Below are 16,629 nucleotides of genomic sequence, written 5' to 3' on the forward strand. Positions count from 1 at the left end.
GGGCGCGAACGCGCAAACAGATGGCCAGTTCCGACAAAGGAGTGGTCATGCAGGTGCAAGTGCAGGTGATGTGGCTCGACCGCGGTGATACGCGGGAACTGGAGCGTGGAGGCGATGCCGACGTGCCGTTGCTGGCGACGCTCGCACGCGGCGCCAGCCTGGCGCTCGGCGGCGCCGAGGCGTCGTTCTGGCTGGTGCTCAGGGGGGGCCTGGACATCGTCGCGCGCGCCGGGACATTCCGGCTCGACGCCGGCCAGTGGATCCACTTCGACCGTGGCGCCCACCCGCTGCTGCACGCCGGCGAGCGCACCATCGCCGTCGGACTGGTGGTGCCGGCCGCGTTGCAGATGCAACTGCTGCGCTCGCCGCAGCTGGCGCTGTTCCCGGGCCGTGGCACCGCACCGGCGCTGGCGCGGCGGTTGCTGGCGCGCCGCTGGCGCGCGGTGCTGGGGCGGCCGGCCCGGGGCATGCAGGCCACGCTTGCCGACCGCTGGCAGGTGGAGCGGCTGCTGCGCGCGCTGGCCGGGCTGCAGCAGGGCCAGCAGGCGCTGATCGCGCGTTGCCCGGGGCGTTCGCTGTCGCACCGGCGCCAGGTCTATGCACGCATGCAGCGCGCGCTGCAGTACATCGAAGGGCATACCCACCGGGTGGTCAGGATCGGCGAGCTGGCCGAACTCAGCAGCATGTCGGTCTGGTACTTCACCAAGACCTTCCGTGCGGTCTACGGCGAGTGCCCACAGGCCACGTCGGTGCGGCTGCGGCTGGCCAGCAGCGCGCGCCTGATCCGCGACACGCCGCTGTCCATCACCGAGGTCGGCGCGGCCAGCGGCTTCGAGAACAACTGCAGCTTCTCGCGTGCGTTCCGCACCCATTTCGGCGTGTCGCCGTCGCTGTACCGCAGTGGCGCGCAGCCGCTGTCGACAGACCCTGCAAACCCAATGGACAGGGCATGCGGCGCAGTGGCGTGAGCGGCTCATTAACGTCGTGTGGCGTTAACGCCTCACTAACATCACCAGGAGAGAAATCCGTGAAACATCGCTGTTCCAAGCCGGCCGTCCGGCTGGCCGTGCTCCCGCTGGGAATCGCCGCCGCACTGGTCCCGTTCGCTTCCCTGGCGCAGTCGCAGCCGGACGTGCGCAGCCTGGACCGGATCGAGGTCACCGGCTCGCGCATCAAGCGCGCCGACGTCGAGGGCGCGGTGCCGGTCACCGTGATCGACCGCGCCGCGATCGACGCCAGTGGCCATGTCTCGGTGGCCGACGTCCTGCGCGACACCACCTTCGCTTCGTTCGGCAACTTCAGCCCGCGCTCGGGCAGCAGCGCCCAGGGCGTGTCCGACGTCAACCTGCGCGGCATCGGCTCCGACCGCACCCTGGTGCTGGTCGACGGCCGCCGCGCGCCGTACGCCCCGTCGCTGGGCAGCAACGCCGACCTCAACACCATCCCGATGGCGGCGGTGGAGCGCATCGAAGTCCTGTCCGATGGTGCCTCCGCGCTGTACGGCTCGGATGCCATCGGCGGCGTGGTCAACATCATCCTGCGCAAGGATTTCGATGGTGCCGAACTGCGCATCGGCAGGGGTTCGCCCGACGTGGCCGGCGGCGACACCGAGGAAGGGTCGATCCTGTTCGGCACCTCCGGCGAGCGCGGCAACCTGATGTTCGGTGCGTCCTACAACGCGCGCGGCATCGTGTTCACCCGCGACCAGCTCGGCGGCGGCACGCGCGGCAGCTCGCCCTATGGCAACAACTTCTACTTCGAGAGCGCGACCAGCCCGGGCGAGGAGGGCGATGCCGGTGGTGCGCTGCCGGGCTATGCCTGCAACGATCCGAACTTCTGGATGAACCGGGACAACTGCGTCTACGACTACAACGCGGTGGCCGCCAACGAGGCCTCGGTCAAGAACAAGGCGCTGTTCGCGCGTGGCACCCTGCAGGTCAACGACGCGGTGTCGCTGTACTCCACCGCCAGCTACAGCCACGCCAGCAGCTTCGGCCGCTACGCACCGACGCCCGGCGTGCTCTACGTGGCGGAGAACTCGCCCAACGACCCGGTGCCCGGCGACGGCCTGGGCGCCTTCATCTATCACCGCTATGCGGCGGCCGGCAACCGCGACAATTACATCGACAACACCGTGCTCGACCTCAACGTCGGCATGGACTGGCAGGTCAACGACCGGCTCAGCATCGATGCCGGCGTGCGCCGCAGCGACGCCCGCATGCGCGACCAGGGACGCGGCTACATCGTCACCGCCCTGGCCGAGGCGGCCGCGGCCGACGGCCGCTACAACCTGCGCGATCCGTTCGGCAACCCGGACGAGGTCATCAAGGGCTTCACCACCACCACCAGCCGCGAGGGCAAGTTCGTCATCGACGAGCTCTATGCCAACGCCAGCCTGGACCTGTTCGACATGGCCGGCGGGCGCTCGGCGGTGGCGTTCGGCCTGGAGTCGCGCAGCGAGGATTACGCCGACACCTACGATTCGCTGTCCGAAGCCGGTGCCGTGGCCGGCTCGTCCGGCAACTCGGCCGCCGGCAGCCGCCGCGTGCAGGCGGCCTTCGCCGAATGGCTGCTGCCGGTGATGGACGGGTTCGATTTCACCCTGGCCGCCCGCTACGACCGCTACAGCGACTACGGCGGCGACCTGTCGCCCAAGCTTTCGCTGCGCTGGCAGCCGCTGGCCAACCTGACCCTGCGCGGCTCGGCCGGCAAGGGCTTCCGCGCGCCCAATCTGAACAACATCCATGCCAAGCGCTCGTTCTCGGCCGAGCACGTGCAGGACTACCGCAGCTGCCTGGCGGTGGGCTATTCGTCCGCCGAGTGCGGCGGCGACGCCAACAACGACGGCATCGCCGATGGCCCGGTCAGCAAGGATGTCAGCTACCAGGTCGATACCTGGTCCAGCGGCAACCCCGCGCTCGAATCCGAGCATTCCCGCCAGTACAGCCTGGGCCTGGCCTGGGATCCGCTGGACTGGTTGAACCTGACCCTGGACTACTACCACATCAGGATCGACGACCGTATCCGCCGGATCGAGTACCAGGAGCTGGTCGAATTCGACAACCATGGGCTGCCGCTGCCGGCCGGGACCGCGGTGGAGCGCCGCGCCAACGGCTCCATCCGCGAGATCACCACCGCCTATGCCAACGAGGGCGACCTCAGCACCCGCGGCCTGGACCTGAACCTGCGCGGCCGCTTCGACGGCGGCGGCTGGGGCCGGTTGGAGAGCTGGCTGCAGGTGGCGCGCGTGCTGGAGTTCAAGGTGACCGACGGCACCACGGTCAAGGACCGGCTGGGCTGGGCGGCCGCCCCGCAGATGCGGGGCAGCCTGCGCAACATCTGGAGCCACGGGGACTGGAGCGTCAACTGGAACGTCAACTACATCGGCGACCAGCGCAACCCCGGGGTCAAGCCGACCTTCGGCTTCCTGGCCGGCGACCCGGGCACGCACGTGGGCAGCTATGTCACCCATGACCTGGCGCTGACCTACAAGGCGCCGTGGAACGCCGGCATCACCCTGGGCGCCAACAACGTGGGCAACCGCTACCCGCAGCTGGTCGAAACCGACGGCCGGCCCTGGAACTTCAACCTGTACAACGCCTACGGCCGCATCCTCTACCTGCGCTACACGCAGAAGTTCTGAGCCGCCGCCCGGGCCGTTTCCCGCGACGGGCGCCCCTGTGGCGCCCGTCGTCGTTGCGGCCCCGGCAAGCCCCCGCCCCGGGGGCCGCCGGCGGCGGCGATATGCCACAATCGCCGCCGCACGGCAGGAAGCTGCAGGACCCCGACGTTTTGACCACCACCACCGCCACGACCACCCCGCCGCTGTTCTCGGTCGTACCCGCCGGCATCTTCGGCCCGCTGGCCTCGGCCAACCGCCAGAACTACTGGTCGCTGCTGTGCCGGATGTTCGACGAGTTCTTCGGCCCGGACGCGCCGGTGCCGCCCAGCCACGGCTTTCCGCGCCGCGAGATCACCGCCGCGATCGAGCGCTACCTGCTCACCGACGACCCGTGGGAAGACGAGGACGGCCAGGCCCCGGACGCGCCGCTGAACATGCGTGCCGGCGCCATCCATGACCGCTTCCGCGCCGCCGGCTGGCTGCGCCAGGAGCGCATCGGCGCACGCGAGATGGTGACCATGCCGCCGATGGTGGCGCAGCTGCTGTCCACCCTGGTGGAGTTCAGCGAGCATGGCCCGACCTTCGTCTCGGCCAAGATGCGATCGGTGGAGCTGCAGCTGCAGCAGGTCGCCGAAGGCCGCCTGGATGGCGGCATCCTCGACGAGGCCGCCGACCAGGCGCGGCGCCTGCTGGTGTCGCTGGCCTCGATGAGCCTGCAGGTACGCGACCTGATGCCGGAACTGAGCAAGGCCGAGACCACCGCGCAGTTCGCCCGCCAGTGGTTCGAGCGCTACGTCGGCCAGCTGTTCATCGGCGACTACGCCGAGCTGCACCGCGCCGACCATCCGATGGCGCGGCGCAGCTCGATCCTGGCGATGGTGCAGCAGCTCGAGTCCGGCGCGCAGCGCGAAGCGCTGGTGGCCTGGTACGGCGAGCACGTGACCGGCGGCGACGCCGCGCGCGCCCAGCAGCGGCTGTCGCGCAGCCTGGGGCGGCTGCGCGAGCTCGAACGCATCGACGAATACCTGGCCCGCCTGGACGAGGACATCCGCCAGGCCAACCGCCGCGCGCTGGCATTCCTCGACTATCGCCTGCGCGCACCGGACCGGCTCGACGTGCTGCTGCGCCGCGCCTGCCGCGGCGTGCTGTCGGCCCCGGAGGACGCGCTGCGGCTGCCGGTGGCGCCGGGTCCGCTGATGGACGAGGCGCGCCTGCGCCCGCCGCACCGCAAGCCGGCGCCGATCCCGCGCAGCGCCAACGCCACCACGCCGCCCACCCCCGAGCAGCTGGCGCGGCTGTCGCTGCTGCGGCGGATGAAGCGCGCGCGCCTGGTCAACGCCGAGGACATGGCGCGCTACGTCGGCCGCCACCTGCAGCAGGGCGCGGCGATCGACTCGGCACGGCTGGACATCGCCGGCATCGAGGACCTGCGCGCCTACCAGACCCTGCTCACGCTCGCCCTGCGCGGCAACCGCAGCGGCGGCCTGCGCCGCGAGGATCCGCTCGGCCGGCTGCTGCGCGGCTTCCGCGTCGAGCTGCTCGATGCCGGCGATGGCGACGACAACGATTACCTGCGCGGCCCGCGCTTCCGCATCCTGCGGGTCGGCGCAAAACTCCCGGAAACCGCATGAAACGCAGCTGGAACACCCTGAGCCAGATGTCCAACGGCACCTACGCCGTGCAGGACTTCGAGCGCGCCGCCTACCGCCTGGCCACCGAGCAGGTGCTGTACGCCGCCGACACGCGTTCGCGCGTGGCCTACCACCTGGTGGAAGACCATTACCCCGATTTCGTCGCCGCGCTGGAGCCGTTGGGCATCCGCCTGGAGCGCAACGCCCACTACCGCTACGTGGTGGCGCTGCCGGCCCATGGCGAAGGCGCGCCGGTGACGCTGGACGAAACCCTGGCCCTGCTGGTGCTGCGCCAGCGCTACGACGAGGCCATGCGCCAGGGCCTGATCGAGGACCACGGCGAAGTGGTGGTGGAACTGCCGGACCTGCAGGAAAGCTGGCAGGCGCTGACCGGCCGCGCGATGCCGGACGTGGGCGCGCTGCGCGCGCTGGCGCGCACGCTCAGGCGCTGGGGCGTGTGCCGGCTGGTGGAGTCCGAAGGCGACGACCCGCAACCGTTCCACCTGCGCGTGCGCCCGGCCATCGTCGAGATCGTCGGCGAGCAATGGCTGCAGCGCCTGGACCAGCACAACCGCGACGAGGCGGGCGAGGCGGGCGTGGAGGACGACGATGCAGCAGCTTGAACGCATCCACCTGGTCCAGTTCTTCCTGTTCGAGGCGCAGAGCCTGCAGCTGGACGCGACCAGCGCCATCATCGCGCCCAACGGCGCCGGCAAGAGCGCGCTGCTCGACGCCCTGCAGATCGTCCTGCTGGGCGGCGACCGCAGCCGCATCCGCTTCAACGCGCAGGCCGGCGGCAGCCACCGCGCGCGCACCATCCGCGACTACTGCCTGGGCGTGTTCCGCAGCGGCGAGGAAGGGCGCAAGCGGCGCACCGCCACCACCTACATCTCGCTGGTGTTCCGCGACACCGAGACCGGCGTGCCGCTGACCGCCGGCATCGCGCTCGGCGCCTCGGTCGATGAACCCGAACACCGCACGCACGGGCTGTACCTGCTGCCCGGGGTGGCGCTGGAGCTGGACGAACACCTGGAGCAGGTCAAGGGCAAGGAACTGCCGTTGGCCTGGAACACCTTCCGCGAGCACATCGCCCGCCGCTGCAAGGACGTGGGCGAAACGCCGCAGCTGCATCCCAATGCCGAGCGCTTCCTGCGCGACCTGCTGCTGCGCCTGCGCGCCAGTCCGGCGGCCAACCCCGACCTCAATGCCTACCGCAAGGCCTTCCTCAACGCACTGAACCTGCAGCGCGTCGAGGACGTGGACCTGTTCGTGCGCACCCTGGTGGCCGAGGACCGGCCTACCGACATCGCCCGCTTCCGCGCGCTGCTGGACAGCTTCCGCCAGATCAAGGAGAAGATCGAGCAGGTCCGCCAGCGCATCGACGCCGCCGAAGGCGCCGAGCGCCAGTACGAGAAGATCGCCGCGCAGGCCACCCGCGCCGCCTCGGCGCGCGCACTGGCCGCCGAGTACGCCCGCGACCTGTACAGCGAGCAACTGGACCAGGCCGAAGGCGCGCTCGCCGCCGCGGAGAACACGCTGGCCGACACCCGCCGCCGCCTTGCCGATACCCGTGTCGAACGCGACACCCTGCGCGAGGAACAGGCCCGCGCCAACGCACGCCTGCAGGGCAGTACCGGCTACGGCGAGCAGGCGCAGCTGGACGAACTGGCCGGCCGCGACCGCGACCGCCTTGCCCAGCTGAAGAAGGACCTGGCGCGCGAAGTCGGCTTCGTGCGCGAGCAGTTCCGCCAGCTCGATGCGCTCGCGCTCGACGACGTCGACAGCACCGCGCTGGCCGCCGCGCGCGAAGCGTGGGATGTCTGGCACGCCGAACTGTCGGCGCTGGCCGCCGAGGACGCGCTGCCCTGGGCTCCGCAAGACCTGTTCGCGCGCGCCCGCCAGGCGCTGCACGCGGCCGCGCCGCTGCGCGAGCGTGTCGACCGCCATGCGCGCCAGCTGCATGCCGCGCACGACAAGGCGCGCGACGCGCTGGAAACCGCGCGCCAGAACCAGAAGCGGCTGGCTGCCGGCCAGGCCGAGCTGAACCCGGATACCGTGCGGTTGATGAGCTACCTGCGCGATGCCGGCATCGACGCGCGCCCGGTGTGCGACCTGGTGCGGGTCACCGACGCGACCTGGCAGCACGCCATCGAGGGGTACCTGCGCAGCAACGTCGAGGCGCTGCTGATCCCGGACAAGGACGAGGAACGCGCGGTCAAGCTGTACCGCGGCCTGTCCGGCGGGCGCTCGGTGTATGGCGTCAAGCTGGCGCTGTCCAGCCATGCACGCAGGTCGCGTGGCGCCGACGAGCCGGAGAGCGGCAGCGTCGCCGCGCTGCTGGAAGGCGTCAATGCCGACGCATTGGCATTCCTGCGCCGCCAGCTCGGCGAGCTGCGCTGCGTGGAGACCGAGGCCGAACTGGTGCGCAGCCGCCAGGGCCTGACCCGCGACGGCCTGCTCGCGCGCGGCGGCAGCATCGAACGCCTGCGCCTGCCGGTCGCGGGCGACCTGCGCATCGGCGCGTCCGACAACCGCGCACGGCTGCGGGTGCTGCACGAGGAAATCGAGAAGGCCGAACAGGCGCTGCGCCAGATCGAACCGCGCCTGCGCCGGGCCGACGACTGCCAGCGCGGCCTGGCACGGCTGGCCGATGCCGACGCCGTCGCCCAGGCGCTGCACGAGCGCGTGCTCGAGCATCGCCAGGTGGCCGAGCGTTACCGCAGTGCGCAGGAAAGCCGCCTGGCGGCGCTGGACCCGGACCTGCTGCGCCTGTCCGAACAGCTGCGCGACCTGAATGCCCAGCTCGCCGGCTGCGAGCAGCGCGCCGACGCGCTGGTCGGCCAGGAGGCCGTGGCGGCGGCCAATCTCGAACGCACCCATGGCCTGCTCGAGGGCCTGCGCCAGCAGGAAGAGCTGGTCGCGCGGCGCGCGGTGGAAGCCTTCGCCGATCCGGACGTCGACCCCAACCGGGTCGAGCGCCAGCGCGAGGAACTGGACGAAAAGCACCCGTCGCTGGAAGAACGCGCACGCCGCTGCGAAGAGCGCGCCAGGGACAGCGACGCGCAGCTGGCGCGGTTGCTGCCGGAGGCCTGGAGCGGACTGGCGCAGTACGCCCGCGACCATGGGCTGGAACTGGATTTCGACGCCAGCGCCTGGCGCCCGGCGCGCATCGTGCTGCAGCGCGAACTCACCCAGCTGCGCGACACCGAGCTGGTGCAGTACGAGGAAGAGGCGCGCCAGGCCTATGCCACCGCGGTGGACACCTTCCGCACCGGCGTGGCGTCCACCCTGTACGACAACTTCACCCGGCTCAGGACCCAGATCGCCAAGCTCAACCGCACCCTGCGTGCCAGCCCGGCGTTCTCCAACAACGAGCGCTACCAGTTCCATTACGAGGTGGTGCCGGAGTTCCGCGACCTGCACCGCTTCATCCAGCGTGCCGCCGACATCGGTGGCGAGGACACGCTGTTCGAGAGCGCCGGCCAGGTGCCCGAGGCGTTCCGCGCGCTGGTCGAGGACAAGGCCGCCACCCACGTGGCCAATTCGCCGCTGGACGACTACCGCCGCTTCTTCCGCTTCGAGGTGCAGATCCGCCAGGAGGACCGGGTGATCGGCAGCCTCAGCGAACGCATGCGCTCGGGCTCCGGTGGCGAACACCGCGCGCCGCTGTATGTGATCGCCGGTGCCGCGCTGGCCGCGGCCTACGGCAAGAGCGAGGCGCAGCCGGGCGGGTTGGGGCTGATCCTACTCGACGAGTTCGGCGACAAGATCGACGCGCAGAACGCACGCGCCACCACCAATTACCTGCGCTCGCTGGGCCTGCAGCTGGTGCTGGCGGCACCGGATACCGCCCAGGGCACGCTGTCCGGCGTGCTGGACAGCTACATCGAACTGTTCCGCGACGGCGACCTGCTGCAGGCCGAACGCATCGAGGTCACCGAGGCCGCACGTACCCTGCTGCTGTCCGACCAGTTCGACCTGCACCCGGAACTGCTGGCGGCGGAGACCGAGCGCATCGAGCGCGAGCAGGCGACGTCATGACCCCGGCGCCGGGCCGCGGCTGACGCGCCGGCCCGGCATGTAACGCAACGCCGCGGTCGCCGCGGCCCATGCACCGGCCGCGGCGACCGACAACCTCAGCGGTTGCCGATGATTTCCACCCAGTAGCCGTCCGGGTCCCTGATGAAGGCCAGGTTCTTCATGCGCCCGTCCTGCAGGCGCTTCTGGAACGGCACGCCCAGCTGTTCGAAGCGCGCGCAGGCCGCTTCAAGCTCCGGCACCGACACGCAGATGTGGCCGAAGCCGCGCGGTTCGCTGTTGCCGTCGTGGTAGACCGGGCCGTCCTGGTGCTCGGTGCCATGGTTGTGGGTCAGCTCCAGCACGCCGGGCATGCCGGCCATCCACAGCCGGCGCGCGGTGTCGTCCTCGGGCACCTGCATGCCTTCCGGCACGTAGGCCAGGAAGTACAGGCTGAACGCGGCCTCGGGGAAATCGCGCCGGTCGACCAGGCGGAAGCCGAGCACGCGGGTGTAGAAATCCAGCGAGGCGGTGATGTCCTTGACCCGCAGCATGGTGTGGTTGAAGACGAAGCCGGTGGTCTCGGCCGGCGGCTGCGCAGCCACGCCGGGCTGCTGGCGGAGAGCGTTCAGGCTCATGGCGTTGTTCCTGGTGAGGGGGGGGACGATTCTAGAGCGGCGCGCGGCAACGCATCGGGAACGCGGCGGGCCGCGTTCGCGGATGCCGCCGCCGTTGCGCGCCGGTCAGGGGTGCCGGGCGTAGAGCTGCAGGGTGCCGTCCTTGCCGAGCAGGGCGACCGTGAACGCGTCGCGGAGGCCATCGGGCGACTCCATGCCCGGCGAACCGATGGGCATGCCCGGCAGCACCAGCCCGCGTGCGGCCGGCTTCTCGCGCAGCAGGCGCTGCACGTCCGCGGCCGGGACGTGGCCTTCCAGCACGTAGCCGCCGACTTCGGCGGTATGGCACGACGCCTGCGACAGCGGAATGCCCAGGCGCTGCTTCACCGCCGCCATGTCGGTGCTGTCATGGGCCACCACGGTGAAGCCGGCCGCGCGCATGTGCTCGATCCAGCCGTTGCAGCAGCCGCAGTTGGCGTCCTTGTGGACGTGCACGACCTGCGCCGTCCGGGCGGCGTGCCCGGCTGCTGGCGGCGTGCCCGCCGCCGCTGGCGGGGCGGCATCGCAGGCGGCGACGGCGAAGATGGAGCTGGCGACGATCAGCAGGGCTAGCGTCCTGTGCAGCAGTGTGTTCATGTGATTCTCCTTCTGAAGGGGGCGGAACGCCGCGCGGCGTTCCGCCGTGGGAGCGGGGTCAGAACCAGAACCGCACGCCGGCCACCCAGCGCGATTCCCGGGTGGCTTCCCCGGCATCGCGATGCAGGTCGGCGCTGCGGCCGAAACGGCGCTCGTGCACGAAGCCGACGTACGGCGCGAAGCGGCGGGTGATCTCGTAGCGCAGGCGCAGGCCGGCGCCGACGTGGCCCAGTCCGCTGCCGACGCCGCGGCGCGGGTCGTCGTCGGCGGCCACGCTGGCCTCCAGCGACGGTTGCAGGATCAGCCTGTTGGTCAGCAGCAGCGAGTACTCCGCCTCCACCGCCAGTTCGGCCCGGCGCGGCCCGCCCAGGTAGGCGGTGGCGGCGAACTCGAACTTGTAGGGCGCCAGCCCCTGCACGCCGATGGCGGCGCGGGTCAGCCCGGGGGCATTGCCGCCATCATGGCGGACGCCGCCGACCAGGTCCCACCACGGTGAGATGGAATGGCCATAGAGCGCGTCCAGCGACCACTCGCCGAGCCGGCCCTCGCTGCGCTGGCCTTCGCTGCGCAGCCACAGGCGGTCGATGTCGCTGCCGACCCAGCCCTTGGCCGCCCACGACTGGCCGCTGCCGCGGGCGTTGTCCCAGGCCTCCAGGTGGTCGAACAGCACCAGGCTGTTGATGCCGGGCGCATGCTGCATCGCATGCGGCGCGAGCGTGGGGAACGCCGCCGCCAGGTCCGCGGCGGTCGGCGTGGCAATGGGCTCGCGCGGCACCTGCATGGCCGCGGCGCCATGGCCGGCGTGATCGCCATGGCCCGCGTGCATGCCCGAGTCCGAAGAGGTGGCGGGCATGGGGCGGGCATGGGCATCGACCGTAGCAGGCTGCGCATGATCGCCATGCATGTCGTGCCCGGCATGGGCGTCATGGCCGTCCGCGGATTTTCCGGCGGGCGGCTCCATCGCGTGACCGGCATGCGGGTCCGCGGCCGGCTGTGGCGGCATCGCGTGGGACGCATGATCCATCGGCATGGCGTGGCCTGCATGCATGCCAGCTTGACCGGACATGCTGGCCGGTGTCCCGTGGCCGGCATGCGGGTCGGGCGCTGGTTCGACTGGCTTCGCCGTCGGCATGTGCGCGGCATGGCCGGCATGCGGGTCGCTCCCCGCGGGTGCGGCGGGAGCCGCTGATGCATGACCCGCATGCGGATCCGGCTTCGCGGTGGTTCCATGGCCGTGATGGCCGGCATGCGCATCCTGTGCGGCGGCGCTGCCGGTGGCCGCGGCCAGGGCGATGAACAGCAGGGATCGGGTCGTCGTCTTCATGCCTCGATCCTCACTTCGCGCATCATGCCCGCTTCCATGTGGTACAGCAGGTGGCAGTGGAACGCCCAGCGGCCCAGCGCATCGGCGCGCACGCGATAGCTGCGCCGGGTCCCGGGCGGCATGTCGATGGTGTGTTTGCGCACCTGGAAGCGGCCGTCGGCATCCTCCAGGTCGCTCCATACGCCATGCAGGTGGATGGGGTGGGTCATCATCGTGTCGTTGACCAGCACGATGCGCATGCGCTCGCCGTAGTTCAGGCGCAGCGGCTCGGCACCGGCGAACGGGACGCCGTCGAAGTTCCAGGCGAACTTCTCCATGTGCCCGGTCAGGTGCAGCTCGATCTCGCGGCCGGGTTCGCGCCCGTCCGGGTCCTCGAACAGCGAGCGCAGGTCGGCGTAGGCGAGCACCTTGCGGCCGTTGTCGCGCAGGCCGATGCCGGGGTCGTCCAGCCGCGGCGAACTGGCCGAGCTCTGCATGTCCACCAGCGGATTGCCGCGCTCGCTGGGGGGGTGTTCGGGCGCGCTGCCGCCCAGGCCATGCCCGCCGTGGGCGCCATGCCCTGCATGTCCGCCATGGTCGCCCTGGGCCATCGGCATCTTGCCGTGGCCGCCACCGTGGTCGTGGGCCATGTCGGCCATGGTCAGCAGCGGCCGCGGATCCAGTGCCGGCACCGGCGCCTGCAGGCCGTGGCGCACCGCCAGGGTGCCGCAGGCGTGGCCGGTGCGGCCCATGTCCTGGGCGAAGATCGTGAACGCGTCCTGGCCGCTGGGCTCGACGATGACGTCGAAGGTCTCGGCCACCGCGATGCGGAACTCGTCCACGCTCACCGGGTGGATGTACTGGCCATCGGCCGCCACCACGGTCATCTTCAGCCCCGGGATGCGCACGTCGAAGTAGGTCATCGCCGAGCCGTTGATGAAACGCAGCAGTACTTTCTCGCCGCTGCGGAACAGCCCGGTCCAGTTGCCGGCCGGCGCGGTCCCGTTCATCAGGTAGGTATAGGTGTGGGCATTGATGTCGGACAGGTCCGACGGCGTCATCCGCATCCGCCCCCACATGCCGCGGTCGGCGAGGGTGGCGCGCAGGCCGTCGCGGCGGGCGTCGCGCATGAAGTCGCCTACCGTGCGCTGGTAGGTGTTGTCGTGCATCGGCATCTTCTTCATCCGCCGGTACAGCGCGGCCGGGTCCAGGTCGGTCCAGTCCGACAGCAGTACCACGTGCTCGCGGTCGAAGCGGTACGGCGGCGGCTCCAGCGGGTCGATCACCAGCGCGCCGTACAGGCCCGCCTGCTCCTGGAACATCGAATGGCTGTGGTACCAGTAGGTGCCGGACTGGCGCAGCTGGAAGCGGTACTGGAAGGCCTCGCCGGGGGCGATGCCGTCGAAGCTCAGCCCCGGTACGCCGTCCATGTTGGACGGCAGCAGGATGCCGTGCCAGTGGATCGAGGTCATCTCGTCGGCGAGTGTGTTGGCCACGCGGATGCTGACCGTATCGCCCTCGCGCCAGCGCAGGATCGGGGCCGGCAGCGAACCGTTGACGGTGACCGCGCTGCGCGCGCGGCCGGTGAAATCGACCGTGGAGCGGCCGATGGCCAGGCTCAGGTCGGTGCCGCGCAGCTCATTGGCGGCCAGCGTGCGGGGAACGGCGGCCAATGCGCCGGATGCGCGCCACAGCCCGCTGCCGGCGACGACGCCGCCCAGGGCCAGGCCCTGCACGAAGCGGCGCCGCGACAGCACCGAGCGCGGGTCGGAAAGGAAATCGTTTTTCATGGGAACTCCATCGGCCGACCACCGGCGAAGGCGGACGGCAACTGCGGATTGCCGGGAGGCACTGGCGCATGGCGACGATCGAGGTCACCCGCGCAGCGCGCTGCGGGCCTGGGGGATGGCCGCCACGCGCGGGCAGGCCGCGCGGCGCCGATAGCCGGATCAGGCGATGGGTGGCCGGTGCAGCTGGCGCGGGCGCACGTCGTAGCGCCCCGGCGCAGGGTCGGCGGGTTCGGCTGAGCGCGCGATGGCACCGGCCGGCGACGCCAGTGGCGTGGGCAGCATGTTGCAGTGCTGGGTGCAGTCGCAGTGCTTGCCGTCGTCGCAGGACGCGGCCGGCGGCTGCGGCTGCCTGTCGGTATCGTGCATGCCGCCGCCGTCGTGGCAGCAGGCGTGGTCCACGCCCCTGTCCATGCCCACGGCCTCGGCGACCGCGGCCGCAGTGGCCGGCATCGCCATCGCCGTGGCCGACCACACCGACCCGATCGCACCGGCGATCAGGGACAGGCACAGCAGCAGGGGCAGCAGGATGCGCGGCACGCGGGGTCGGGATGGAAACCTGCGCGCACCATACCATCGTGCGGCGTGCAGCGCCGCTGGCGGCGGCGGCCGTTCCCGTCCGCAGTAGAATCGGCTTCAGCTTTCATCAGAGTGTGTGATCCATGTCGCAGCGTGCCTGGGTGGCGGCGGCCATCCGCAAGATCGAAGCCGATTACAACCGCTCGGCCGATACCCACCTGATTCCGGTGGACCTGCCCGGTTTCCCCGGCATCGACGTCTACCTGAAGGACGAGTCCAGCCACCCGACCGGCAGCCTGAAGCATCGCCTGGCGCGTTCGCTGTTCCTGTACGCGCTGGCCAATGGCTGGCTGCGCGAGGGCTGCCCGGTGATCGAGGCATCCAGTGGCTCGACCGCGGTGTCCGAGGCCTACTTCGCCCGCCTGCTGGGGCTGCCGTTCATCGCCGTGATCCCGGCCAGCACGTCCCCGGAGAAGATCGCCGCCATCGAGTTCCAGGGCGGCCGCTGCCACCTGGTGCAGCGTGCCTGCGACCTGAACTGCGAATCGGAGCGGCTGGCGCGCGAAACCGGCGGCCACTTCATGGACCAGTTCACCTACGCCGAGCGCGCCACCGACTGGCGCGCCAACAACAACATCGCCGAATCGATCTTCAAGCAGATGGCCGAGGAGCCGCACCCGGTGCCGGAGTGGATCGTCTGCAGCCCGGGGACCGGCGGCACGGCGGCCACACTGGGGCGCTACGTCAGCTACCGCCGCCACGACACCCTGATCATGTGCGCGGACCCGGAGGTATCGGTGTTCTACGACGGCTACTGCGCGGCGCTGGCCGGCGCCGACTGGCGCGACCTGGCCTGCGAGGGGGGCTCGCGCGTGGAGGGCATCGGCCGCCCGCGCGTGGAACGCAGTTTCATCCCCACCTGTGTCGATGCGATGGTCAAGGTGCCCGACGCCCTGAGCCTGGCCGCCATGCGCCATGTCAGCGCCACCCTCGGGCGCCGCGTCGGCGGTTCCACCGGCACCAATTTCATCGGCGTGCTGCAGGCGGCACAGCTGATGCGCGATGCCGGCCGCGACGGGTCCATCGTCACCATCCTGTGCGATGCCGGCGAGCGCTACGCGCACAGCTATTACGACCCGGCCTGGTACGAACGCCAGGGCATCGACGTGGCCGCCGCCGACGCCGCCATCGCCGCGGCGGTGGACGGGCGGGGGCTGCCGGCGCTGCCTTGTGCGTGGCTGGAGCCGTCGCCATATCGGAACTGATGCCGGCCCCGCCGGACCCGTTTCCAGGACCGTCTCATGAATTCCAACCCCCTGCTCGACTTTTCCGGCCTGCCGCGTTTCGACGAGATCCGTCCCGGCCACGTCACCCCGGCCATCGACGCCCTGCTGGCCGAGGCCGAAGCCGCGGTGAAGAACGCCGAAACCGTGGCGCCGGTGAGCTGGGAGACCTTCGTGACCCCGCTGGACGACGCCACCGAGCGCCTGTACCGCGCGTGGGGCCAGGTCGCCCACCTGCAGGCGGTGGCCGACACGCCGGAACTGCGCGAGGCCTACAACGCCAACCTGCCCAGGATCAGCCGTTTCGGCAGCGCGATGGCGCAGAACCCGGCGCTGTATGCGCAATACAAGGCATTGGCGGCCTCGCCGGAGGCCGCGGCGTTCGACCCGGCCCGGCGCAAGGTGCTGGACAACGCGCTGCGTGATTTCCGCCTGGGGGGCGCCGAGCTCGACGACGCCGGCAAGGCGCGTTTCGCGCAGATCCAGCAGGAGCTGTCCGCGCTGTCGGCCAGGTTCTCGCAGAACGTGCTCGACGCCACCGACGCGTTCGCCCTATATGTCGAAGACGAAGCGGAAGTGTCCGGGCTGCCGGCCGACGTGCTTGCCAACGCCCGTGCCGCGGCCACCCGGGATGGCCGCCAGGGCTGGAAGTTGACCCTGCACATGCCCTGCTACCTGCCGGTGCAGACCTATGCCGACAGCCGCGCGCTGCGCGAGGCGCTCTACCGCGCCCATGCGGTGCGTGCTTCCGAGTTCGGCGACGCCGCCCTCGACAATGGCGCCAACATCGAGCGCATCCTGGCCCTGCGCACCGAACTGGCCGCGCTGCTGGGGTACGACAATTACGCCGGGTACTCCATCGCCACCAAGATGGCGACGGCCCCGGCGCAGGTGCTGGATTTCCTGCGCGACCTGGCCGTGCGCGCCAGGCCCCATGCGCAGCGTGACCGCATCGAGCTGGAAGCCTTCGCCGCCGCGGAGCTGGGCATCGGCCGGCTGCAGGCCTGGGACCTTGCCTATGCCAGCGAAAAGCTCAAGCAGGCGCGCTACAGCTACTCCGAGCAGGAGGTGAAGCAGTACTTCACCGAGCCCACGGTACTGGCGGGCCTGTTCGCGGTGATCGAGCGCCTGTACGGCCTGCGGGTGCAGCCGGACCGGGCGCCGGTCTGGCATCCGGACGTGCGCTTCTACCGCCTGGTCGATGCCGACGGCGC

Annotated in this window: 13 protein-coding genes (1 of these 13 running past the window's edge); 8 read left to right on the forward strand and 5 right to left on the reverse strand. The window is 70.9% G+C overall.

Annotated elements, in window-relative coordinates:
* The first annotated feature begins 47 nt into the window (after positions 1-47).
* The 5 genes from F0P95_RS06115 to F0P95_RS06135 all read left to right on the forward strand — a co-directional run bounded on the left by F0P95_RS06115 (position 48) and on the right by F0P95_RS06135 (position 9,294).
* Positions 48-968 (forward strand): helix-turn-helix transcriptional regulator, encoded by a 921-nt coding sequence (locus F0P95_RS06115; protein WP_182336075.1) that lies wholly within the window; start codon positions 48-50, stop codon positions 966-968.
* A 59-nt stretch (positions 969-1,027) separates the two neighbouring features.
* On the forward strand, positions 1,028-3,643 hold the full coding sequence (locus F0P95_RS06120) for a TonB-dependent receptor plug domain-containing protein (RefSeq protein WP_182336076.1): 2,616 nt from the start codon (positions 1,028-1,030) through the stop codon (positions 3,641-3,643).
* A gap of 149 nt (positions 3,644-3,792) precedes the next feature.
* Positions 3,793-5,253 carry a Wadjet anti-phage system protein JetA family protein gene (locus F0P95_RS06125; protein WP_232528845.1) on the forward strand — a complete coding sequence of 487 codons (1,461 nt, stop codon included), beginning with the start codon at positions 3,793-3,795 and terminating at the stop codon, positions 5,251-5,253.
* Positions 5,250-5,876, forward strand: a complete 627-nt coding sequence (locus F0P95_RS06130) for a DUF4194 domain-containing protein (protein ID WP_182336078.1) — start codon at positions 5,250-5,252, stop codon at positions 5,874-5,876. Before F0P95_RS06125 ends, F0P95_RS06130 begins: the two co-directional genes overlap by 4 nt.
* Positions 5,863-9,294, forward strand: a complete 3,432-nt coding sequence (locus F0P95_RS06135) for an SbcC/MukB-like Walker B domain-containing protein (protein ID WP_182336079.1) — start codon at positions 5,863-5,865, stop codon at positions 9,292-9,294. The genes F0P95_RS06130 and F0P95_RS06135 overlap by 14 nt, the downstream gene beginning before the upstream one ends.
* A 95-nt stretch (positions 9,295-9,389) precedes the next feature.
* Here F0P95_RS06135 and gloA read toward each other — a convergent pair whose 3' ends face one another.
* The 3 genes from gloA to F0P95_RS06150 all read right to left on the reverse strand — a co-directional run bounded on the left by gloA (position 9,390) and on the right by F0P95_RS06150 (position 11,349).
* On the reverse strand, positions 9,390-9,908 hold the full coding sequence (gloA, locus tag F0P95_RS06140; protein WP_182336080.1) for a lactoylglutathione lyase: 519 nt from the start codon (positions 9,906-9,908) through the stop codon (positions 9,390-9,392).
* A gap of 105 nt (positions 9,909-10,013) precedes the next feature.
* Complete coding sequence (locus F0P95_RS06145) at positions 10,014-10,523, reverse strand: DUF411 domain-containing protein (protein WP_182336081.1); 510 nt, start codon at positions 10,521-10,523, stop codon at positions 10,014-10,016.
* A 58-nt stretch (positions 10,524-10,581) separates the two neighbouring features.
* Complete coding sequence (locus tag F0P95_RS06150) at positions 10,582-11,349, reverse strand: copper resistance protein B (RefSeq protein WP_232528854.1); 768 nt, start codon at positions 11,347-11,349, stop codon at positions 10,582-10,584.
* A 36-nt stretch (positions 11,350-11,385) separates the two neighbouring features.
* Between F0P95_RS06150 and F0P95_RS17495 the strand changes: the two genes are divergently transcribed.
* A complete protein-coding gene (locus tag F0P95_RS17495; RefSeq protein ID WP_232528856.1) occupies positions 11,386-11,712 on the forward strand; it encodes a hypothetical protein in 327 nt (108 codons plus the stop codon).
* A gap of 131 nt (positions 11,713-11,843) precedes the next feature.
* Here the strand turns inward: F0P95_RS17495 and F0P95_RS06155 are convergent, their stop codons facing one another.
* Complete coding sequence (locus F0P95_RS06155; protein WP_182336083.1) at positions 11,844-13,616, reverse strand: copper resistance system multicopper oxidase; 1,773 nt, start codon at positions 13,614-13,616, stop codon at positions 11,844-11,846.
* A 159-nt stretch (positions 13,617-13,775) separates the two neighbouring features.
* Entirely contained in the window at positions 13,776-14,153 is a 378-nt protein-coding gene (locus tag F0P95_RS06160; protein WP_182336084.1) for a CopL family metal-binding regulatory protein, read from the reverse strand.
* Positions 14,154-14,275: 122 nt separating this feature from the next.
* Here F0P95_RS06160 and F0P95_RS06165 point away from each other — a divergent pair, with 122 nt between their 5' ends.
* Together F0P95_RS06165 and F0P95_RS06170 are read left to right on the forward strand one after the other, a co-directional pair.
* Positions 14,276-15,397 (forward strand): PLP-dependent cysteine synthase family protein, encoded by a 1,122-nt coding sequence (locus tag F0P95_RS06165; RefSeq protein ID WP_182336085.1) that lies wholly within the window; start codon positions 14,276-14,278, stop codon positions 15,395-15,397.
* Positions 15,398-15,433: 36 nt separating this feature from the next.
* Positions 15,434-16,629, forward strand: partial view of a M3 family metallopeptidase gene (locus tag F0P95_RS06170; protein WP_182336086.1) — the 5' portion only. 832 nt of this gene lie beyond the right edge of the window; only the first 1,196 of its 2,028 coding nucleotides appear in the window; the start codon lies at positions 15,434-15,436; its stop codon lies beyond the right edge, outside the window.

Source organism: Stenotrophomonas acidaminiphila, assembly GCF_014109845.1.
In the GTDB taxonomy this organism is placed as follows: domain Bacteria; phylum Pseudomonadota; class Gammaproteobacteria; order Xanthomonadales; family Xanthomonadaceae; genus Stenotrophomonas; species Stenotrophomonas acidaminiphila.